We start from the raw sequence: 18,642 nt of genomic DNA, 5'->3' as shown, positions 1-18,642 counted from the left end.
GATCCGCCGTCGCCCGGCCGGGTGCTGCCTACGACAGCCGGCCGCCGGCGTGTCCAGTCCCACCAGATGCTTGACAGATCCGTCCCAGGACATGCTCGACGGTTGGTCTAGAACTCTGTCCTGAGAAGGGTCATCGGACGGTCATAGATCGATGCGCTGCTCGACGGCGGTCGGGTCGTCTGGCTCGCCGAAGCGGAGGGTGGCGTGGGCCGGCTTTGCGGTGAAGGCTCGTAGCTGCGGCTCCATCGCCGCGAAGAGTCGGGTGGCGTCGGGACCGTAGGCGTAGAGGACGGCTTCGCTACCGCCGAACTCGTGGCCATCAAAGTCACCGGCATCAGCGGCTTCGATGGCGTCTGTCAGACGGCATGCGAGGTCGCAGATGGCCTGCCGTTCCTGTTCCTCACGCCGCATCGCGGGGCAGCGTCTGCGGTCCCCGCTGGTCGCCAGGTTGATTCCCTGGTCGCCGTGACCGGGGTAGGTCGAGAGGGCCGAAGCCGAAGCGGCGGAAGTAGTGGGCGACGAGCCAGGTGAGCCAACGCAGACGCCGTCCATCCACGTCGGTGGAGCGCAACGAAAGGGCTGCCCTGGTCAACTGACCCGCAGAAACGCGGCCCACGGGCCGCACGATCCGGCGTGGCAGGGACCCTCGCTCCCGCACCCAGCGCAGGCCGGCCGCATCGGTGAATTCGAACTCCCAATGAATCGTTCGCGGATCAAATTGGCCGCGCTTCACGTAGAACAGGTCCGGATTCACTTGCAGTTCGCCACTCAGGCTGTCCGTCACCAGTTCTTCGTGACGTGCATCTACCCAGTCGACCAGGCTCCGCTCGGCACGCACGCGGAAAACGACATCCATGATTGGTGACGAACTGCGATTGGTCACCAGCCATTGCAGTGTGGCGGGAGTTTCGTGGCGCCTGGGCTCTCGGCCAGGATCCTCCGCACCGTCAGTGGAGACTCCAGAGACCTGCCCGAAAACAAGTCGTGCCTGGCTTGCCTCCTTGTCGCGTTGCTCCTCTCGGCGCACGCGGATCTCGTGACGGAAGAGCAGACCGGTGAAGATCACGGCAGCTGTTGACATCACGAGACCGGCCAGGCTTCCCCAGGCCTGCATCCAGTCAGTGATCTTCGGGGCTTCAGCAGCAAGCACCGGGCCAGGGTAGGCGACCTCGGCGAACGCTGGTGGAAAGGCGTGGCTTCGACAAGGCGGGCGTTCAGGTCCTAGACCACGTCCGCTGGGCGGGGTCGTTGGTGCAGGTATCGCCGGGCGCGTGGCAGCGGGTCGTGCGCGTACTGCTCCGGCGTTCGGTGCTTGTGAGCGGCGCAGAAGTGTCGAAGTGCTGATGTGATCGGCAGTAGGTCCCAGCTCGGGTCTGGTTCGTACTCGGCAGTGGCGCGCAGTAGCTCGGGCAAGGGGGTCCAGCCATCGTGGTCGAAGGCCCAGCGGCCGTTGCTGATGATCACGTGACTGACGTGGGGATGACCGAACTGACGCATGCCGACGATGCCGAAACCGGCCGAGGCGTACCGTTCGGCGGCGACCCAGGCGAGCACATGGCAGGCGCCGGCGGCGAAGAACGCCTGGTCCGACCGCTTCCATGACAGCAGCTGGTCCACACGTTCAGCTTGCGTTCGGCGGAACGTAGCGGCAGGAGTGTAGGGCGTGCCCATGCCGGGAGTATCCAGGACACAAGGGGCCGATGACCGTCGGCGTGGAGGTCGTACCGAAGATCATCGGGTGCGCAGCCGGCAGCAAAGGCGGGCTGCTCGTCCACCGGTCTTCGTTACGGAGATCAGGGGCGCGCCGGGTACTGAAGCGCGGCGAGCAACTGGCTGTGCAGGTTGGCGTTGGAGTACAGACCACCGCCCTGGTCGCCCGCACGTCCTCCGGTTCGATCGGTGAAACGGCCGCCCGCTTCCTCGACGAGAAGGATCCAGGGCGCGTGATCCCAGATGTGGTACCGCTCCACCAGGAAGGCGTCGGTTTCGCCACGGACAAGCTCGACGAGCGGGAGGGGGCTCGCCGGTGGGCGGGCCGCGCCCGGTGGGAGACGGGCTCTGGACGCGTCGTCCAGGGCATCGAGCCGAGCATCAGCCAGCATCGACGTGGTGCTGACCTCAAGTCGCTTCGTTGCGGCATCCTCGCGTGGCCAGGACGACTCGAAGGAACCGCCACCCCGGGTCGCCCACCAACAGCGTCCCAGCGCGGGAGCGGTGACGACGGCGATCTCGGTGCTCCCGGCGACCTGCAGCGCGATGTGAACCCGCCAGTTCGGGTCACGCCGGCTGAAGAACGACGTGCCGTCGACCGGGTCGATGATCCAGAGCCGTTCGGAGTCACCGAGTCGGCCAAGTTCCTCGCCGAGGAGCGCATCGTCCGGTCTCGCCGCGGACAACGTGTCGCGAAACAGCCGCTCGACTGCCCGGTCGGCTTCCGTGACCGGCGTGCCGTCGGCCTTCAGCGTTGTGGGAACGCCAGACTCGAAGTACGCGAGCGCGAGGTCGGCCGCCAGATCCGACGTGTCGAACGCGAGTTGCAAGTCATCGCCGCGGTCCACGACGGACGACGCTATCAGCCGGGGCGGGAACTGGCTCGTGATGGGCAACTGCCGCCGCCGTCACGAGGTTTCCGAAGACGACGTTGCAGAGGATGTCGAGAACGGTCCGGCGGCTCCGTCTCAAAGGTGGATGCGGCCACCCTGGCCGTAACACACCAGGGAGACCCAGCATGCCGATCCAGCGAATGGACAACGTCCTCATCGTTGTCGACGACCTCGACGCCACTGTCTCGTTCTTCGTCGAGCTCGGCCTGGAGTTGGAGGGCAAGGGGCCGATCGAGGGGCGTTGGGTGGAGCGTGTGATCGGGATCGACGACGTCCGACAGGACGTCGCGATGCTGCGGACCCCGGACGGCCACGGTCGCGTCGAGCTGGCGAAGTTCCACACGCCGAAGGCGATCAGCGCCGAGCCGAAGGACGCACCGGCGAACACGCTGGGCATTCGTCGCATCATGTTCGCCGTCGACGACATCGAGGACGTCCTCGCCCGCGTGCGCGCCCACGGCGCCGAACTTGTCGGCGAGGTGGCGCAGTACGAGAACGCCTATCGCCTCTGCTACGTCCGCGGCCCCGAGGGCATCATCGTCGGACTGGCAGAACAACTCAGCTGAAGGCCACCGAACGAGCCCCGCCCCAGGGGGCCCGGTCGTCCTACGTCGTCGGTGCGTCGGCGAAGGTTTCGCGGAGCGCCGGTTCCAGCGATCGTCCGGTCGTCGGCTCGATGAACAGGTCGGCGAGCAGAAGGTCGGCCAGGTGGGTCGGGTTGACGCCCGACTCCTTACGGCTGAGGGCCTGCAGCGCGCCGCCGAGTCGCAGGGAGGCCCTTACCGCGCCGGCGGGCAGGCGGGCGACGCGGCGACGTCGGCCGACTGCCTCGGCGATGCGCGCGATCATGTCGTTCCAGGTGAGGTTCTCGTCGGCGATCGGGATGTCCGCACCACGGGCCTGCTCCAGAGCGTTCGCCGCGACCTCGGCCACGCTGCGCGCCGAGGCCGCCGCAGTGCCGCCCGCGGGGACGGCCAGGGGAGTACGTGACCGTGCCCAACGGTCCAGCGGACCGGCCCAGTTCGGCAGCCGGTCGCCGGCCCGGCCGAAGACGAACGGCAACTCCAGCACGGCAACCGGCAGATCCGGGCCGGCGGCCGCCCGTCCCTCCCGGGCCTGCTCCACCCGGCACCGGATGTACGTGTGGCGGGCCGTCAGCCGCAACTGCGGGTGCAGCCGATCAAAGTAGGTGTAGTACGAGCCCATGATGACGCCTCGGGTCAGACCCTCCTGGCGGGCGGCTGTGAACAGGCGCACCACCGGCTCGACGTTGTCCCGGCGGAACACCGGGTAGATCGGCTTGGGCAGTGGTCGCTGCTCGTCCGTGCGGGTGGCGTACACGACGCCGTCGTGACCGGCGAGCAGCGGCCGTAGGTCATCGGTCGACGCGGACCCGACATCGACCGCGTGATCGACGCCCGGGCGGGCCGTGCGTGCCACCGTGGTCGCGGCATGGCCCCGCTCGCGCAGCACATCCACGACATGCGAACCGATCAGGCCACTGCCACCCACCACGAGAATGCGCACGCTGAATCGTCCACGGTGGAGCATGATGGTTGTCAAGACCCGCATGACAAGTGCCTGGTGCCGTGACCACAAACGTTGCCAGTGTCATGGTGAGATCAGGCGGCCATCCGGAGTCGGCGAGACAAACGTCCTGAGGACGCCGCGTTGGCATCGATGCGGCGCGAGCGGGCCACTGCCCGAGCGAGGGGGGTCCGTGGCCGCGACACCGACATCGCTCCGGCGCTGGGCCGGCGTGCCCAGGTGGGTGCGAGTTGTCGTGATCGCCGCCGTCTGTGTCTTCGCGTACGGCGGGATTGTTCACCTGGGCGACCTGCTCGGGGTCCGGCCGGGTGGTCCAAGCCCGTCCATGCCCCGCTGGCTGATGTGGTACTTCACCTCGCTGACCGTGTTCGACCCGCTCGCGGCGCTGCTGCTGGCGCTGCGCCGGCTTGAAGGGCTGTGGCTCGGCTGTGTCGTGCTCGTCAGCGACGCGGTGGCGAACGGGTATGCCAACTATGTGCTGGACACCGCGTCCGGGATCACGCTCGGCCGGATCGGGCAGGCGTTCATCACGGTGCTCGCGGTCGCCCTTGTCGCGGCGGTGCCCAGGGTCGCGCCCTGGCTGCATCGGCCAGGACGTGCCGGCTAGTGCCGTGACCACGAAACGTCGACGGGTCAGGCTGCGCGGCTGGCGGGTCGGCCCCAGCGTCGTCGGCGTTCGCTCCGGATGCGGTGGCGTTGTCGTACGACCAGAATGGCTGGTGGAGGTGATCACGCGTGGTCGACCCGGAGAGCGTGCCCAGGCTGTGTTCGGTGGTGCTCGACTGCACCGACGCGCGGGCCCTGGCGGAGTTCTATCGACGCCTGCTGGGCCTGGTCTACCGACCCGGCGACGAGCCGCCGGCGGCGGGGCAGGCGGACGAGCGCGGTCGTGACTGGCTGGTGCTGAGGAGCTCCGAGGGCGCACCCCAGTTGGCGTTTCAGCAGGTGGAGCACCTGCCGGAAGCGACGTGGCCGAAGCATGACGTGCCCCAGCAGCTGCATCTGGACCTGACCGTGGAGTCGGTTGCGGAGTTGCAGGTCCAGCACGAACGCGTCCTGCGTCTCGGTGGCCGGCTGTTGTACGACCGCATCGACGACCCGGACGAGCCACTGCGCGTGTACGCCGACCTGGCCGGCCATCCCTTCTGCATCTTCGTCGGCTAGCCGCTGCCGGTACGATCTCCGCTCGTGGGCAGCAGCTATCAGACCGTTCTCGCCACGGGCAGTCTCGCCGATGTCCGTGCCGCGGTGGCCGCGGCGCAGCAGACGGCCGTGATCATCCCGGTCGCGGAGTCTCGGTGGGCGGTCGTGCCGTCACAGGTGGACGGCATCCACGCCGAGACCGAGAAGCTGGCGCAGCTGCTGAGCCTGGCCCAGGGCAGCGTGGCCACCTCGTTCGACGTGTTCGACTCCGATGTCCTGGTGGCCATGCTGTTCCGCGACGGCAGCCGCTACCACGAGTACCTGTCTGATCAGGCTTATCTCGTCGAGACCTGGGACGACGACGACAACGAGATCCTGTTCGACATGCTCGGCCGCCCGTATCCGCCGGACGCGACCCCACCCTCGGGCGCTTACGGGGCCGATCCGGCTGCGTTCGTGGCGCTCGGCGTCGCGCCGGTCGACGAGGCGGAGCTGGGCGTCGCGCTCGGTCGTTCCGAGCTCAGGGCCGAGGAGCAGCATCATGCGGTCCTGCACGCGCTGAACCTCGATTGCGCTCCGCTGATGATGTCGTACACGGAAGCCGTCGCATCGGGTGCGGGCGTCTAGGCGCGACCCCGGCAGGCCCCCGGCTCTGCTGCCCCTCCCACGCCGACCGCCCTCCTGTGTCATGGTGTGCTCGGCGGCTCGGGTGCGGATGACCTGATGGATGCCACGACGTTGGGTGGTGATGGGGATGCCTGAACCGCGCGCCTTCTGGCTCGACGAGCAGTTCGACCGGGAGCACGGCATCGATGGGCGCGGCCGCTACGAGGCTGAGGTGCTGGGTCGGATCGACGAGTTCGCCGACACCTGGGGTGACATCGCGCCGGTGGCGTTCGCGGCCACGGCGTGGCGGTTGGCCGCCGAGCTGTCCCCGGGCTTCGTCCGCTGGCACCGGCGAATCATCTCGGCGACCTGCTCGCGAAGCCCGTGGGACGGGAGCATGCTCTGCGCGGTGACTGTCGTCTCGCGGTGGCCGGCGGAGCTGACCTGGACGAAGCAGTGGCAGCGTGACCCTGGCTGGCGGGACTGGCCGCAGTTGTTCGGCCAGTACACGACGCCGTCGGAGCAGGATCGGACACGCAGCCCGCACCTGCGCGCGGTGCTGCAGGTGGACGCGCCGATTCCGCTCGGTGATCTGCCGCCGGCCCCGGACGGGCCGGATGAGTCCGTGGCGCCAGCGGCGCGCAGAGCCGTCACGGTGCTGGCTCGGGAACTCAACGACCTCCTGGCCCCGATGATCGGCCAACTCGAAGCCGGGGTGCCGGCGGACTCCTGACCAGCGCCGCCGCGGACCGGAGGCCCAAGGCCTGCCAGGTTTGTTCCTTTTGGCGTGCACGCCCGACCTGTCCCGTCTGCGCGGTGGCGGTCCTTTCCTCCGCCGAGGAACGCTGGACACGCCAACGACGGCGGCATCGGGCATCGGCTCCGGAAAGTCCGAGGAGGCACCCCATGACCATCACCCCCACCACACCCCTGCCCGCGAAGGCCGACGCCCGCAACCGGGCCGTGCGTACCGTCGTGCAGGGGCTCATCACCGACGTGCTGATCGCCGTGCTGCCGGTCCTCTACGAGGCGGTGTCCGGCTGGGATGGCGCGTTCACCAGCGAGTACTGGACGGTCGTCGGCATCTCGGTGCTGAAGACGCTCGCCATCGCCGTCATCTCCTACGTCATGCGCCTGCAGCGCACCCCGCCGGGCAATCCGGCCGTCTAGGAAGCGTGGTCCGGCTCGACGGCCTGCCACCGCAGGCGGTCCCGGTGGAGCCGTCGCATGGCGATCCAGCCGAGCGAGAACGGCAGGCCACCGAGGGCGACGAGACTCAGGACGGTCGCTCCGGTGACGTCGAAGACGCCTCCGATCTCGCCGAACAGCTGGGCGACGGTCTGGAAGGCCAGGTGGAAGCCGATGCCCGCCCAGATGTCACCGGTGGCGAGGCGGAAGGCGCCGAGGAGGAGGGCGAAGACGAGGAAGAGGAGGAGCCGGTCGGGGGAGGTGGCGGCGCCGACGAGGAACCCGAACAGGGTGAACAGCAGGGCCTGCCCGGTGACGGCCTGCCAGGCCGGCAACCGGGTGGCGAGGTTGCGGTACAGGTAGCCGCGGAAGACGAGCTCCTCCGGCAGCGCCTCGTAGAGGAAGACGAGCGCGACCAGAAGGGCCGCCACCCGCAGGGCGTCCGCGGCGGAGGTGCGCACGCTGATCTCGACCCAGCCGAAACCGAGGCAGAGCGCGAACCCCAGGGCGGCGGGCACAAGCCAGCAGGCCATGCCGAGCAGCAGGTGCCGCCAGCCGGTGCGCAGGGAGGGCAACCCGAGGCCGGTCCAGGGCCGCCGGTCCAGCAGCCGGCGGGCGGCCACCACCAGGGGTACGACGAGCAGCGTCGTGAGGACGGCTCGGGCGACATGGGTCGGGCGGTCGTAGTCACGGCCGAGCAGGGCGTCGTGGTAGACGAACAGCCACACCAGCACGGTGCCGGCGAACACGATGAGGATTCGCCAGTGCAGGGCGGGGCGTACGTGGGGATCGCGAGGTCGACCGCTCACCACCCGTACCGTAGCGACCGAGGTCAAGAACGGACTGTCACCGACCGAGGACGAGATAGGCGAGGCCGAGCATTCCCCGATAGACCGTGACGTACTGGCGCAGCCGGTCGTCGAGTTCCGCGCGGACCTCCGCCGCGCGGGGATCCTCCGGGTAGGTCAGCAGCCACTCCTGCCGACCGGCGAGCCAGGTGGACTCGAAGTCGTCCCACTCCCGCTGGTCGGCGGTGCTCAGGTGCAGGACCCGCCAGCCGCGCCCACGCGCGGCCTCGACGAGGCCCGCCAGATCGGTGACCTCCGCCCCGAAGATCTGCTCGGCCTCCCCGCTCGGGGGACGCTCCCAGAACCCCTCGCCGAACAGCAGACGTCCACCGGGCCGGACCACGGTGGCGAGCGCGTCGAGGGCTGCGCCGGTGCCGCCGAAGGCGTGCGCGGAGCCGACGCACAGGACCCGGTCGGCCGGCTCATGCCAGGCCGCCGCCTCGCCCATCACGAACGCGACGTGCCGGTTCAGCGACCGGCCGGCGGCCAGCCTCCGCCCCCGGGCCAGCGCGGCGTCGTCGGTGTCGACGCCGACGCCCCTCGTCGCGACCGGGCCGCCGACGCCGCCCGCGGCGACCGCCCTGAGCAACAGCTCGCCCCAGCCGCAGCCGAGGTCGAGCACGCGCGAGCCGGGGCGGACGTCGAGCCGTTGGAGCAGCAGGGACGCGTGCTCCTCGGACAGTGGGGTGTTCCAGCGCATCCGGGCGTAGCGGCTGGTGGCGAGGTGGTCGATGGACTGCATCCGTTAAGGGTGTCAAGCCGTGATCGACGGCGCACGCCCGGGCCGCCCCCCCGTCGCCCCGGAAGTCGTGTCCGGTCGGCGGACCGTACGGCAGGATCGGTGGGATGGACACGGGCGAGCCGGGGCACCTCCGGCGGCCGACCCCGCAGGAGGTGGCGGCGGCGGCCGGCCGCGGACTGGTGGATGTGATCGGTCCCGGTCTTCGGGTGCTGTTCTGCGGCTTCAACCCGGGCCTCTACTCCGCCGCCGTGGGAGAGCACTTCGCCCGGCGGGGCAGCCGCTTCTGGCCGGCCCTGCACCGCTCCGGCTTCACGGACCGGGAGCTGCGCCCGTGGGAACGCGACGAGCTGCTGCGGCAGGGACTGGGGATCACCAGCCTGAGCAACCGGGCCACCGCCCGCGCCGCCGAGCTGACGTCGACCGAGCTGGTGGCCGGGGTGGCGGCGTTGGCGGTGAAGACCGAGCGGCACCGGCCGCGGTGGGTGGCCGTCCTCGGGGTGACCGCGTACCGGATCGCCTTTGTCCGGCCCCGGGCCGGGCTGGGCCCGCAGCCGGATCGGCTGGGCCCAGCCCGGGTCTGGGTGCTGCCCAACCCCAGCGGCCTGAACGCGCACTTCCCGCTGCCGGCGTTGACCGCCGAGTTCGCGGCGCTGCACGAGGAGACGCTCCGGCGGTGAGAACCCGTCAGGAGCTCGTGAGGATGACCAGTTGCTGGGTCGCCCGGGTCATCGCGACATAGCGGTCGACCGCTCCCTCGATGCCGGCGCCGAACGACTCGGGGTCGACGAGGACGACCAGGTCGAATTCGAGGCCCTTCGACAGCTCCGGGGTCAGCGACCGGACGCGGGACGTCGTCGGGAACGTGGGGTCACCGATGACGCAGGCGATGCCGTCGGAGTGCGCGGCGAGCCAGGTGTCGAGGATCGACCCCAGGTCAGAAGCAGATCCGTGTACGACAGGGACGTCGCTGCCGCGGATGGACGTCGGCACGTTGGCGTCGGGGAGCACGGCCCGGATGACCGGCTCAGCTTCCGCCATGACCTCCTTCGGCGTCCGGTAGTTGATGCTCAGGGAGGCCACGTCGATCCGGTCGAGCCCGATCCGCTCAAGCCGTTCCTGCCACGACTCGGTGAATCCGTGCCTGGCCTGGGCGCGGTCCCCGACGATGGTGAAGCTCCGGGACGGGCAGCGGAGCAGCAACATCTGCCACTCCGCGTCGGTCAGTTCCTGAGCCTCGTCCACGACGATGTGCGCGAACGGGCCGGCGAGCTGGTCCGGGTCGGTGCTGGGCAGCGCGGTCTCGTCGACCAGGGCGTCCTGGAGATCCAGTTGGCGCAGGCTCGACAGGACGCCTTCACCGTCGTCGTAGACCTGGGCCTCGATCAGCTCGTCGATGACCGTGGCCCTGCGCTCGCGTTCGACGGCGACGGCGGCATCGTGCTGGCGTTTGCGCCCGGACGCCTCCGGATCGCCGAGCCGCTGCCGTGCCGCGTCCAGGTAGGGCAGGTCGGACACCGTCCAGGCCTGGGCGTCGCCGCGCTGAAGCTTCCGGACCTCGTCCGGACTGAGCCAGGGCGCGCACCTGCGCAGGTAGGCCGGCACCGACCACAGGTCACCGACGAGGTCCGTCGGTTCGAGCAGAGGCCACGCGCGGTTGACGGTCGTGAGCAGTTCCCGGTTCTGCAGCAGCGACCTGCGGACCAGGTCGTCCGGCTCGTCGCCGTCGTACTTCTCCAGCAGGATCGTGAGCAACTCCTCCCAGATCTCGTCCCGGGCCTCGTTGTGCGGGGTGCCGGGCCCCGGCGCCCGGAACGCCTCGGCCCAGTCGTCGGCGCTCAGCCGCACTTCGGCGTCGCCGGCCGTGACCGTCATGGGTGTGGTCGGCGGCTCCTCGTAGAACCTGACGGCCGCCTCGATCGCCTGCACCAGATCCGCGGACGACTTCAGGCGGGCCACCTCCGGGTCGGTCTCGACGGTCGCCGCGGCGCCCTCGGGCACGAGATCCCGCAGCGTGCAGGTCTGCACGTCCTCCTCGCCGAGGCTGGGCAGGACGTCGCCGACGTAGGCCAGGTAGGGCTGGTGCGGACCGACGAACAGCACGCCGCCCCGACGGTGACCGAGGCGCGGGTCGGAGTAGAGGAGGTAGGCGGTGCGGTGCAGGGCGACGACGGTCTTTCCCGTACCGGGACCGCCGTCGACGACGAGAGCGCCGCGGGACCCCGCGCGGATGATGGCGTCCTGGTCGGCCTGGATGGTGCCGAGCACGTCCCGCATCCGGGTCGACCGGCTGCCGCCCAGGCTGGCGATGAAGGCGGACTGGTCGTCGAGCGCCGCGTGCCCCTCCAACCCGTCCGGCGTGAACACCTCGTCCCAGTAGTCGCTGATCCGGCCACGGGTCCAGCGATACCTGCGGCGGCTGGCCAGACCCATCGGGTTGCCGTGGGTCGCGCCGAAGAACGGCTCAGCCGCGGGGGAGCGCCAGTCGAGCAACAGCCGACGACCGGCGCTGTCCGTGAGGCCACGCCGTCCGACGTACACGGGCTCGGGGTTGTCCGTGCCGACCATGCGTCCGATGCACAGGTCCAGACCGAAGCGGCTCAGTGCGCGCAGGCGAGCGGTCAGCCGGCGGACCTCCATGTCCCGGTCCACCGCCTGACGGCCCTTGCCCCCGGGCGCCTTGCGAGCGCTGTCGAGACGCTCGGACAGCTCGGCGTGCAACTCCGCAAGGCTCTCCGCGAGGGCCGCGAAGTGCCGCTCGTCGCGGTCGACCAGCGCCGGGTCGGCCTTGGGAGAGAGATGGTCGGGAAGGTCGAACACGCTGGTGGTCAGGGGGTTCACTCATCGGCTCCGATCTGAGGTGGCGGGGAAACCGTGACTACGATTTCCGCAGGTCCTGGCCTCGGTCGGCGATTCTGCGGCATGACCGGGGTCTTGCCGCAAGCCCCCCGGTGCGCTATACCTTAGAAGTGGCGGGGAGTGGGTGTGCCCTCCTTTCCCGTGAACGTCCGCTCTGACGGACGCTTTCCCTGACCCAGATGTCGCCGTCCTCCGCGAGCCCGGAGCGCGGCCTCAGGCGTGCCGGGCGGAGTCGGGGGCCGATCGGGTGAGCGCCTGGTAGTAGGGCTGCATCGCGGGGTGGTACTCGTCGAACTCGGGCCGGGGTGAGCCGTCCCGGGACGCGACCAGCATGTCCAGGTAGTACTCCCAGCCGGCGCCCACCTCGGCGATGCCCTCCACGCTGGTGAGGTGCTGGACGAACCGCAGCTCGGTCCTGCCGTCCGCCTCGGACAGCTCCATCTCCAGGAGCCAGCTTCCGTAGCTGTCGATCATCGACACGGCCAGTCGACGCTGCGGTTCACAGGCGTCGATGTGGACGTCGCACCAGGGCTGCTGCTCCTCGTACGCCATCTGCACCCGGATGGTCCGCCCGGGCGCGGCGTCGCCCTCCCAGGGGCCGAACCAGCGGGCGGTGCGCTCCGGTTCGGTCAGGCTGGCCCACACGTCCGCCGCCGGGGCGCGGAACGTGCGGGTGAGAACGAGATCGTGGCCGGTGTCGGTGCGAAACAGTCGTCCGGCGGGTGTACGGGTCATGCCGTGTGCTCCCTTCGGTGCTCCGCCGGGCCGCCGCTGCGGCGTTCCCTGCGGGTTCGATAGACCTCGGTCTCCAACGCGTCGAGGTGCCGCTCCCACCGGTCGGCGGTGACCAGCTGGGCGAGCCAGTCGACCAGTTCGGCGAGCGGGCCGGGGTCGAGGCGGTAGATCCGCCTGCGGCCGACCAGGTCGTCGCGGACCAGCCCGCTCTCGCGCAACACCCGCAGATGGCGGCTGATCGCGGGCCGGCTGATCGCGAAGCGCTGGGCGATCTCGCCCGCGGCCAGCGGCTCGTCGCGCAGCATGGTCAGGATGCGCCGCCGTACCGGGTCCGCGATCGCGGTGGCCACCTCGTCCACGCCCAAAGCGTAACCCATGAGTTACGTGTTTGCGCGAGTAGGAAGGTGCGCACTTTTCGTCAAGGGAGACATCCGTCGCTCGAAACCGCTGCGTCGATGGTGGGCACATGATCACCCGACCTGGCAGTCTTTATCGCATGGCCGCCCTGCTTCGTTCCCGCCTGACCGACTGGACCGTCGCCGTACCGGTGCTCGCCGTGCTGATGCTGTTCGTGACGTGGGGGCGGGAGCTACCCGCGCCCGTCGTCGTGGTGGTGGCGGCGCTGCTGGGTGGCGCGGTGCTCGCGGCCGTGCACCACGCCGAGGTGGTCGCCCACCGCGTGGGTGAGCCGTACGGCTCGCTGGTGCTCGCCGTCGCGGTCACCGTGATCGAGGTCGCCCTGATCGTCACGTTGATGATCAGCGGACCGGAGAAGACCCAGTCGCTCGCGCGGGACACCGTCTTCGCCGCCGTCATGATCACCTGTAACGGGATACTGGGCCTGTCCCTGCTGCTCGGGGCGCTGCGCCGGCGGGTGGCGGTGTTCAACCCGGAGGGCACCGGCGGGGCGTTGGCCACCGTGATCACCCTGGCCACGCTGAGCCTGGTCATTCCGACCTTCACCACGGCCCGCCCGGGCCCGGAGTTCAGTCCGGCCCAGCTCGCCTTCGCCGCCGTGGCGTCGCTGGCGCTCTACGGGCTGTTCGTGCTGGTGCAGACCGGCCGGCACCGCGACTACTTCCTGCCGGTCGACAGCCAGGGCCGGGTGATCGACGCCGAGGAGCACGCGAAGCCGCCGACGACCCGCGCCGCGCTGGTCAGCCTGGGGCTGCTGTTGGTGGCGCTGGTGGCGGTGGTCGGCGACGCCAAGACCGTCTCGCCGACCATCGAAGCCGGGGTGGCGGCGGCGAACCTTCCCCACGCGTTCGTGGGTGTGATCATCGCGCTGCTGGTGCTGCTGCCGGAGACCCTGGCCGCGGCCCGCGCCGCCCGCCGCGACCGGGTGCAGATCAGCCTCAATCTCGCCCTCGGCTCGGCGATGGCCAGCATCGGCCTGACCATCCCGGCCATAGCGATCGCCTCGATCTGGTTGGAAGGCCCGCTGCTGCTGGGTCTCGGCGGCACCCAGCTCGCGCTGCTCGCGCTCACCGCGGTGACCGCGGTGCTGACCGTGGTGCCGGGCCGGGCCAATGTGCTGCAGGGCGGCGTACACCTGGTGTTGATGGCCGCCTTCGTCTTCCTGGCCGCCAGCCCCTGACGCGCCGCCGCCGGCGTCAGTCGGCCGCCGGCGCGTCGTCCGCCAGCCGGTCCGCGCGGGCGTTCAGGTAGCGCTGCTGGGCGAGGTTCGTCGACCGTGCCGCCGCCATCCGGTACGCCTCGCGCGCCGCGACCCGTGCACCGATCAGCTCCCACAGGTGGGCGCGGGCGGCCGGTAGGCGGGGATCGTCGGCGAGCCGGGCGTCGTCGGCCAGCTCGGCGAGCAGCGCCAGCCCGGCCGGCGCGCCCCGGCTCATCGCCACGGCCACCGCGTGGTTGAGCGCCACCACCGGGTTGTCGGAGATGCCCAGCAGCACCTCGTACAGGGCGGTGATCTGCGCCCAGTCGGTGGCCGCCGCGCTGGGCGCCTCGTCGTGCACGGCCGCGATGGCCGCCTGCAACTGGTACGGCCCGACGACCCCGCGCGGCAGCGCCGCGGTGATCAGCTCGACCCCCTCGGCGATCTGGTCGGCCCGCCACCGGCCCCGGTCCTGCTCGGCCATCGGCACCAGCTCGCCGTACGCGCCGATCCGGGCCGGGGCGCGCGCGTCGGTGAGCAGCATCAGCGCGAGCAGCCCGGTGACCTCGGGATCGTCCGGCAGCAGGCGGTGCACCAGTCGGGTCAGCCGGATGGCCTCGGCGGTCAGGTCGCCGCGCAGCAGCCCCGGCCCGGCGGTGCGCGCGTACCCCTCGGTGAAGATCAGGTACAGCACGTGCAGCACGGCGGCGAGCTGGTCGGCGCGCTCCGGGCCGGTGGGCGGCGCGAACCGCAGCCCGCTGTCCCGGATCCGCTGTTTGCCCCGGCTGATCCGCCGGGTCATCGTCGGCTCCGGCACCAGGAACGCCCGGGCCACCTCGGCGGTGCTCAACCCGCCCACCGCGCGCAGTGTGAGCGCGATCTGCGAGGCCGGCGACAGCGCCGGATGGCAGCAGAGGAACAGCAGAATGAGCGTGTCGTCGGCGTCCGCCGCCGGCGGCCGGTCGGCGTCGGGCGCCTGCCACTGCTCGGGCAGCACCCACCGCGCCACGGTGTCCTCGCGTCGCATCCGGGCCTGCTCGCTGCGCAGCAGATCGGTCAGCCGGCGGGACGCGACGGTGATCAGCCAGCCCCGGGGGCTGTCCGGCACGCCGTCGCGCGGCCAAGCGTTCGCCGCGGCGATCAGCGCCTCCTGGACGGCGTCCTCGGCGGTGTCGAAGTGCCCGTAGCGACGCACCAGCGCGCCGAGGACCTGCGGCGCCAGCGCACGCAGCAGGTCCTCGACGGCAGGAGCGGTCTCCGGCACCGGTCAGCCGGCCAGGTCCTCGACGCCGTCCAGCACCGGCCGCACGTCCACGTACCCGCCGGGGGCGTCGGGGTCGACCAGGCCGGCGGCGATCTCGGTGGCCCGGTCGAAGCTGGCGCACTCCACGATCGTGTAGCCCGCGAGGACCTCCTGCGTCTCCGGGTACGGGCCGTCGGTGACCACCGGCGCGCCGTCGCGCACCTGCACACGGCGGGCGTGCACCGGCTCGCTGAGCCCTCGGGCGTCGACCAGCTCCCCGGACTCGGCGAGCGCCTGGTGGAACGTCTCCATGTGCTTGTGCATGGCCGCGATCTGCTCGGCCGACATGGCCGGCCGGTCGGTCGTCCGGCCGGTCAGCACGTCGTAGTCCTTCTGCGAGCCGTAGAGCAGAATCATGTACTTCACGATGGTCCCTCCTGTCCCGACGCCGTCCCGGCGTCGCTTCACCGGAGACGTCGAAGCCACCCACCCCACCCGGACACGCTACGACCCGCCGGCACCGCGCGGATCCCCCGCGCGTCGATCATGAGGTTGTCGTTCCGACACGCCGCGCCGCCCGGCGACAACCTCATGATCAGTGCGCGCGGCGGGTGGTGGTGGATGGTTAGGGTGGCGGGATGACGGCGGTCTGGGTGGTGGTCGGGGTCTTCGCCGCGCTGGGGGGTGGGGCGTTCGGACTGGTGGCGTGGCGTGACCGGGCGCGGTTGCGCTCCGGCGACGACGACGCCGCCGGGCGGGACGCCCGGGCCGTCCAGCAGCGGTACGAGGCGGAGAGGCACGCCGAGCAGGGCGACGTGTGGCAGCGGGGCCGCGACAGCACCGGGTGACCGGGTCACTGCCCGTAGGAGAGCCGCAGCCGGTTGTTGATCAGGTAGTTGAGCCGGTGTCGCAGGTACCCGAGGGTGCTCTCGCTCGGCAGTTCGCCGTCGGTGGTGAGTGTCCAGCGCAGCGCGCAGTCCGGGCCGGACGGCTCGCGAGCCAGGTCGAAGCGGACCCGGTCGAGGGGCCGGTGCGGCCACAGCGACGACCAGATCAGCAGCACCGGCGCGTAGCCCGCCACCACCCGGGGCGCCACCTCGTCGTCGCGCAGCTCCAGCCAGGGCCGGCTGCCGGCCTCGTACGGGTCGCGCAGCGAGCGCCACACGATGTGCGGCGGGGCGGGCTGGCTGCGCCGGCGGCTACCCAGCACGTGCACGACGACCCTCCTCACCGGACGGTGACACCCGCCCGGCCCATTGTGGCGGTTCGGCGGCGACGCCGTGAACCGGCGGGAGCCGTGAACCACCGGGCGGCCGCGCACGTGAAATGTGGCGGTGGGCATGGCGACCGTATCGTCGGGGTACTGCGAAGCTCAGCACGCACGCCAGGGGAGGCACAGTGGGGGCACGATCAGGACGCGATGCCCGGGGTCCGCTGGTGGGCCTGCTGATCGCCGCGCTGGTGTCGGCGGCGTGCGCCGGCGGGGGGCTGGCCGAGCCGGAGGGTGAGCGCCCGGCGCCGAGCGGGTCGGCCGCCTCGCCGGGGCCGAGCACCACCCGGGCGGACAGCACCACCAGCGTCGCCGAGTTCGAGCAGGACGTCGCCGACGCCCAGGCGGTCGCCGAGCGGTACTGGGCGGCCCAGTTCAAGGCGTCCGGGCAGCGCTTCCAGCCGATCCGGCGGATCACCCCGTACCAGCGGGCCGGCGAGGTGTCGTGCGGCGGCCAGGCGTTGCCGCGCAACAACGCGGTCTACTGCTCACAGGGGGACTTCATCGCGTACGACATCGCCTGGTCGGTGGCGGCGTTCCGCCAGGTCGGTGACGCGTTCGTGTTCTACCTGCTCGGTCACGAGTACGCCCACGGCATCCAGGTGCGGCTCGGCATCAACTACAGCTTCACCATCCAGCAGGAGTTGCAGGCCGACTGCATGGCCGGGGCGTACCTGGGCGACTCGGTGCGCTCCGGCGACCTGAGCCTGGCCGAGGGCGACCTGGAGGAGTTCCGCGAGGGCGTGGCGGCGGTCGGCGACGACCCGGACCAGCCGTGGTTCGCCGAGGGTTCGCACGGCACCTCCGAGCAGCGCACCGAGTCGTTCTTCCGTGGCTACGAGCGCTCCCTGCAGGCCTGCGACCTGACCTAGGGGCACAGGCCTGTCGTGACCCGGCAACGCCCGGCGCCGGCAGCGCTCAAATGCCGTCGTCGCCGCCACCACCGGGTCTCCTGACGCTCGTCCGGCGCGGCTGCCGGGACGTGCCCTACGTCTCCCGGCGTCGACCATCGGGCACCCGTCGACGGGAGGCGGTGGAGAATCGGTGCGGTACCGCACCGACCCTGGAGGATCCGCTGAGCAGCCATCACCCCGCCGCCGTGCTCTTCGACATGGACGGCACGCTGGTCGACAGCGAGAAGCTGTGGGACGTCGCCCTCCAGGAGCTCGCGCGCGAGTACGGCGGCGAACTCTCCGTCGCCGCCCGCCGGACGATCGTCGGCACCAGCATGGCCGAGTCGATGCGGATCGTGCACGACGACCTGGGTCAGCCCGAACGGGACCCGGAGGCCAGCGCGGCGTGGATCAACGCCCGGATCCTGGACCTGTTCCGCACCGGGCTGTCCTGGCGTCCCGGAGCGTTCGCCCTGCTGCGCGCCGTCCGGGCGGCGGGCATCCCCACCGCGCTGGTCACCTCCAGCGTGCGGCCACTGGTCGAGATCGCCCTGGACACCCTCGGGCGGGACAACTTCGACGCGGTGGTGTGCGGCGACGAGGTGGTCGCGACCAAGCCGCACCCCGAGCCGTACCTGACCGCCGCCCGGCTGCTGGACGTGCCGATCGGCCACTGCGTGGCGATCGAGGACTCGGCGACCGGGGTGGCCAGCGCGTTCGCCGCCGGTGCGGCGGTGCTGGCCGTACCCGCGGAGGCGCCCCTGCCGGACATGCCCGGCGTACACCAGGTGGAGAGCCTGACCGGCGTGGACCTGGATCTGCTGACCGCGCTGGTGGTCAACCGGGCCGGCGCGACCGGCTGACCGGGGTCGGCGCGGGTCAGGGGCGCTCGGCGAAGACCGCCGCGACCACCTGATAGCCGTCGAACGCCCGGGCGGCCCCCGCGTACGCGGCCAGGTGGATGAACAACTCGACGATCTCCTCCCTGGTCACCCCCGAGTGCAGGGCGATGCGCAGCTGGCCGCGCAGCGGCTCGTGGGTGCCGAGGGCTGCGGCGATCGCCACCGAGACCAGGCAGCGGCTGCGCAGGTCCAACCCCTCGCGGGGCCACGCCTCGCCGAAGGTCTGCACGGTGGCGAGGCGGCGGAAATCCTGCCCCACCGGCGGCTCGCCGTCGCCCAGCGGCAGCGCGAGTGGCTGGCCGAGCAGCCGCTCGGCGTTGTCCAGTGCCCGCTGGTAGGAATCCTGGTCGGTCATGTCACCCCTTCCGGCCCGCACGGTCATCCTGGCAGCTCGACGTCCGCGTCCGAGGACATTCGGCCAGGTCGCACAGCACGAGACCCCGGCGCCAC

25 protein-coding genes are annotated in these 18,642 nt (G+C 71.1%); 11 read left to right on the top strand and 14 right to left on the bottom strand.

Translation table 11 applies throughout. The features are described 5' to 3' along the window. Positions 1–141: 141 nt before the first annotated feature. The 4 genes from EAD98_RS07455 to EAD98_RS07445 all read right to left on the bottom strand — a co-directional run bounded on the left by EAD98_RS07455 (position 142) and on the right by EAD98_RS07445 (position 2,558). Entirely contained in the window at positions 142–411 is a 270-nt protein-coding gene (locus EAD98_RS07455) for a hypothetical protein (RefSeq protein WP_121653315.1), read from the bottom strand. Further along, positions 401–1,150: a hypothetical protein gene (locus EAD98_RS30660; RefSeq protein ID WP_147457350.1), complete on the bottom strand. Its 750-nt coding sequence runs from the start codon at positions 1,148–1,150 to the stop codon at positions 401–403. The genes EAD98_RS07455 and EAD98_RS30660 overlap by 11 nt, the downstream gene beginning before the upstream one ends. A 71-nt stretch (positions 1,151–1,221) precedes the next feature. Continuing rightward, complete coding sequence (locus tag EAD98_RS07450) at positions 1,222–1,617, bottom strand: hypothetical protein (RefSeq protein ID WP_121653314.1); 396 nt, start codon at positions 1,615–1,617, stop codon at positions 1,222–1,224. 176 nt (positions 1,618–1,793) lie between these two features. Further along, positions 1,794–2,558: an inositol monophosphatase family protein gene (locus tag EAD98_RS07445; protein ID WP_158609776.1), complete on the bottom strand. Its 765-nt coding sequence runs from the start codon at positions 2,556–2,558 to the stop codon at positions 1,794–1,796. A gap of 170 nt (positions 2,559–2,728) precedes the next feature. On the opposite strand from EAD98_RS07445, the gene EAD98_RS07440 reads away from it, so the two are divergent. Next, entirely contained in the window at positions 2,729–3,169 is a 441-nt protein-coding gene (locus EAD98_RS07440) for a VOC family protein (RefSeq protein WP_121653312.1), read from the top strand. 40 nt (positions 3,170–3,209) lie between these two features. On the opposite strand, the gene EAD98_RS07435 is transcribed toward EAD98_RS07440, so the two are convergent. Beyond that, positions 3,210–4,130 carry an NAD(P)-dependent oxidoreductase gene (locus EAD98_RS07435; RefSeq protein WP_121653311.1) on the bottom strand — a complete coding sequence of 307 codons (921 nt, stop codon included), beginning with the start codon at positions 4,128–4,130 and terminating at the stop codon, positions 3,210–3,212. A 244-nt stretch (positions 4,131–4,374) separates the two neighbouring features. On the opposite strand from EAD98_RS07435, the gene EAD98_RS07430 reads away from it, so the two are divergent. The 5 genes from EAD98_RS07430 to EAD98_RS07410 all read left to right on the top strand — a co-directional run bounded on the left by EAD98_RS07430 (position 4,375) and on the right by EAD98_RS07410 (position 7,070). Then, positions 4,375–4,758: a hypothetical protein gene (locus EAD98_RS07430; protein WP_233583745.1), complete on the top strand. Its 384-nt coding sequence runs from the start codon at positions 4,375–4,377 to the stop codon at positions 4,756–4,758. A 128-nt stretch (positions 4,759–4,886) separates the two neighbouring features. Further along, complete coding sequence (locus EAD98_RS07425) at positions 4,887–5,315, top strand: VOC family protein (protein WP_121653309.1); 429 nt, start codon at positions 4,887–4,889, stop codon at positions 5,313–5,315. Between the two features lie 24 nt (positions 5,316–5,339). Beyond that, entirely contained in the window at positions 5,340–5,921 is a 582-nt protein-coding gene (locus EAD98_RS07420) for a hypothetical protein (RefSeq protein ID WP_121653308.1), read from the top strand. A gap of 127 nt (positions 5,922–6,048) precedes the next feature. After that, positions 6,049–6,633, top strand: a complete 585-nt coding sequence (locus tag EAD98_RS07415; protein ID WP_233583744.1) for a hypothetical protein — start codon at positions 6,049–6,051, stop codon at positions 6,631–6,633. A 173-nt stretch (positions 6,634–6,806) separates the two neighbouring features. After that, positions 6,807–7,070: a hypothetical protein gene (locus EAD98_RS07410; RefSeq protein WP_121653307.1), complete on the top strand. Its 264-nt coding sequence runs from the start codon at positions 6,807–6,809 to the stop codon at positions 7,068–7,070. Here the strand turns inward: EAD98_RS07410 and EAD98_RS07405 are convergent. Next, on the bottom strand, positions 7,067–7,897 hold the full coding sequence (locus EAD98_RS07405; protein ID WP_147457348.1) for a CPBP family intramembrane glutamic endopeptidase: 831 nt from the start codon (positions 7,895–7,897) through the stop codon (positions 7,067–7,069). The two genes, EAD98_RS07410 and EAD98_RS07405, sit on opposite strands and share 4 nt — an antisense overlap. A gap of 37 nt (positions 7,898–7,934) precedes the next feature. Continuing rightward, positions 7,935–8,678: a cyclopropane-fatty-acyl-phospholipid synthase family protein gene (locus tag EAD98_RS07400; RefSeq protein WP_121653305.1), complete on the bottom strand. Its 744-nt coding sequence runs from the start codon at positions 8,676–8,678 to the stop codon at positions 7,935–7,937. A 104-nt stretch (positions 8,679–8,782) separates the two neighbouring features. On the opposite strand from EAD98_RS07400, the gene mug reads away from it, so the two are divergent. Further along, positions 8,783–9,355: a G/U mismatch-specific DNA glycosylase gene (gene mug, locus EAD98_RS07395; RefSeq protein WP_121653304.1), complete on the top strand. Its 573-nt coding sequence runs from the start codon at positions 8,783–8,785 to the stop codon at positions 9,353–9,355. A gap of 7 nt (positions 9,356–9,362) precedes the next feature. On the opposite strand, the gene helR is transcribed toward mug, so the two are convergent. The 3 genes from helR to EAD98_RS07380 form a co-directional block, all read right to left on the bottom strand. Beyond that, positions 9,363–11,507 carry an RNA polymerase recycling motor ATPase HelR gene (helR, locus tag EAD98_RS07390; protein WP_199723329.1) on the bottom strand — a complete coding sequence of 715 codons (2,145 nt, stop codon included), beginning with the start codon at positions 11,505–11,507 and terminating at the stop codon, positions 9,363–9,365. Between the two features lie 240 nt (positions 11,508–11,747). Further along, entirely contained in the window at positions 11,748–12,269 is a 522-nt protein-coding gene (locus EAD98_RS07385; protein WP_121653302.1) for an SRPBCC family protein, read from the bottom strand. Beyond that, entirely contained in the window at positions 12,266–12,628 is a 363-nt protein-coding gene (locus EAD98_RS07380; protein ID WP_233583743.1) for a metalloregulator ArsR/SmtB family transcription factor, read from the bottom strand. Before EAD98_RS07380 ends, EAD98_RS07385 begins: the two co-directional genes overlap by 4 nt. Before the next feature lie 137 nt (positions 12,629–12,765). Between EAD98_RS07380 and EAD98_RS07375 the strand changes: the two genes are divergently transcribed. Further along, the gene (locus EAD98_RS07375) at positions 12,766–13,866 is read left to right on the top strand and encodes a calcium:proton antiporter (RefSeq protein ID WP_121653300.1); all 1,101 of its coding nucleotides are present in this window, start codon (positions 12,766–12,768) and stop codon (positions 13,864–13,866) included. 16 nt (positions 13,867–13,882) lie between these two features. On the opposite strand, the gene EAD98_RS07370 is transcribed toward EAD98_RS07375, so the two are convergent. Next, positions 13,883–15,148 carry an RNA polymerase sigma factor gene (locus EAD98_RS07370; RefSeq protein WP_121653299.1) on the bottom strand — a complete coding sequence of 422 codons (1,266 nt, stop codon included), beginning with the start codon at positions 15,146–15,148 and terminating at the stop codon, positions 13,883–13,885. A 3-nt stretch (positions 15,149–15,151) separates the two neighbouring features. Then, the gene (locus EAD98_RS07365) at positions 15,152–15,544 is read right to left on the bottom strand and encodes a YciI family protein (protein WP_233583746.1); all 393 of its coding nucleotides are present in this window, start codon (positions 15,542–15,544) and stop codon (positions 15,152–15,154) included. 221 nt (positions 15,545–15,765) lie between these two features. On the opposite strand from EAD98_RS07365, the gene EAD98_RS07360 reads away from it, so the two are divergent. Continuing rightward, positions 15,766–15,975: a hypothetical protein gene (locus EAD98_RS07360; RefSeq protein WP_121653297.1), complete on the top strand. Its 210-nt coding sequence runs from the start codon at positions 15,766–15,768 to the stop codon at positions 15,973–15,975. A gap of 5 nt (positions 15,976–15,980) precedes the next feature. Here EAD98_RS07360 and EAD98_RS07355 read toward each other — a convergent pair whose 3' ends face one another. Continuing rightward, on the bottom strand, positions 15,981–16,343 hold the full coding sequence (locus tag EAD98_RS07355; protein WP_121653296.1) for a hypothetical protein: 363 nt from the start codon (positions 16,341–16,343) through the stop codon (positions 15,981–15,983). A gap of 182 nt (positions 16,344–16,525) precedes the next feature. Between EAD98_RS07355 and EAD98_RS07350 the strand changes: the two genes are divergently transcribed. Beyond that, the gene (locus tag EAD98_RS07350) at positions 16,526–17,269 is read left to right on the top strand and encodes a neutral zinc metallopeptidase (protein WP_121653295.1); all 744 of its coding nucleotides are present in this window, start codon (positions 16,526–16,528) and stop codon (positions 17,267–17,269) included. Positions 17,270–17,496: 227 nt separating this feature from the next. Continuing rightward, positions 17,497–18,153: an HAD family phosphatase gene (locus EAD98_RS07345; protein ID WP_121653323.1), complete on the top strand. Its 657-nt coding sequence runs from the start codon at positions 17,497–17,499 to the stop codon at positions 18,151–18,153. Positions 18,154–18,169: 16 nt separating this feature from the next. Here the strand turns inward: EAD98_RS07345 and EAD98_RS07340 are convergent, their stop codons facing one another. Then, positions 18,170–18,547 carry a carboxymuconolactone decarboxylase family protein gene (locus EAD98_RS07340; RefSeq protein ID WP_121653294.1) on the bottom strand — a complete coding sequence of 126 codons (378 nt, stop codon included), beginning with the start codon at positions 18,545–18,547 and terminating at the stop codon, positions 18,170–18,172. Positions 18,548–18,642: the final 95 nt, after the last annotated feature.

Origin of the sequence: Micromonospora sp. CV4 (assembly GCF_003667455.1) — a bacterium.
In the GTDB taxonomy this organism is placed as follows: Bacteria; Actinomycetota; Actinomycetes; order Mycobacteriales; family Micromonosporaceae; genus Micromonospora.
Note: the sequence above shows the minus strand (reverse complement) of the source record. Positions and strands in the feature narration are given on the sequence as shown.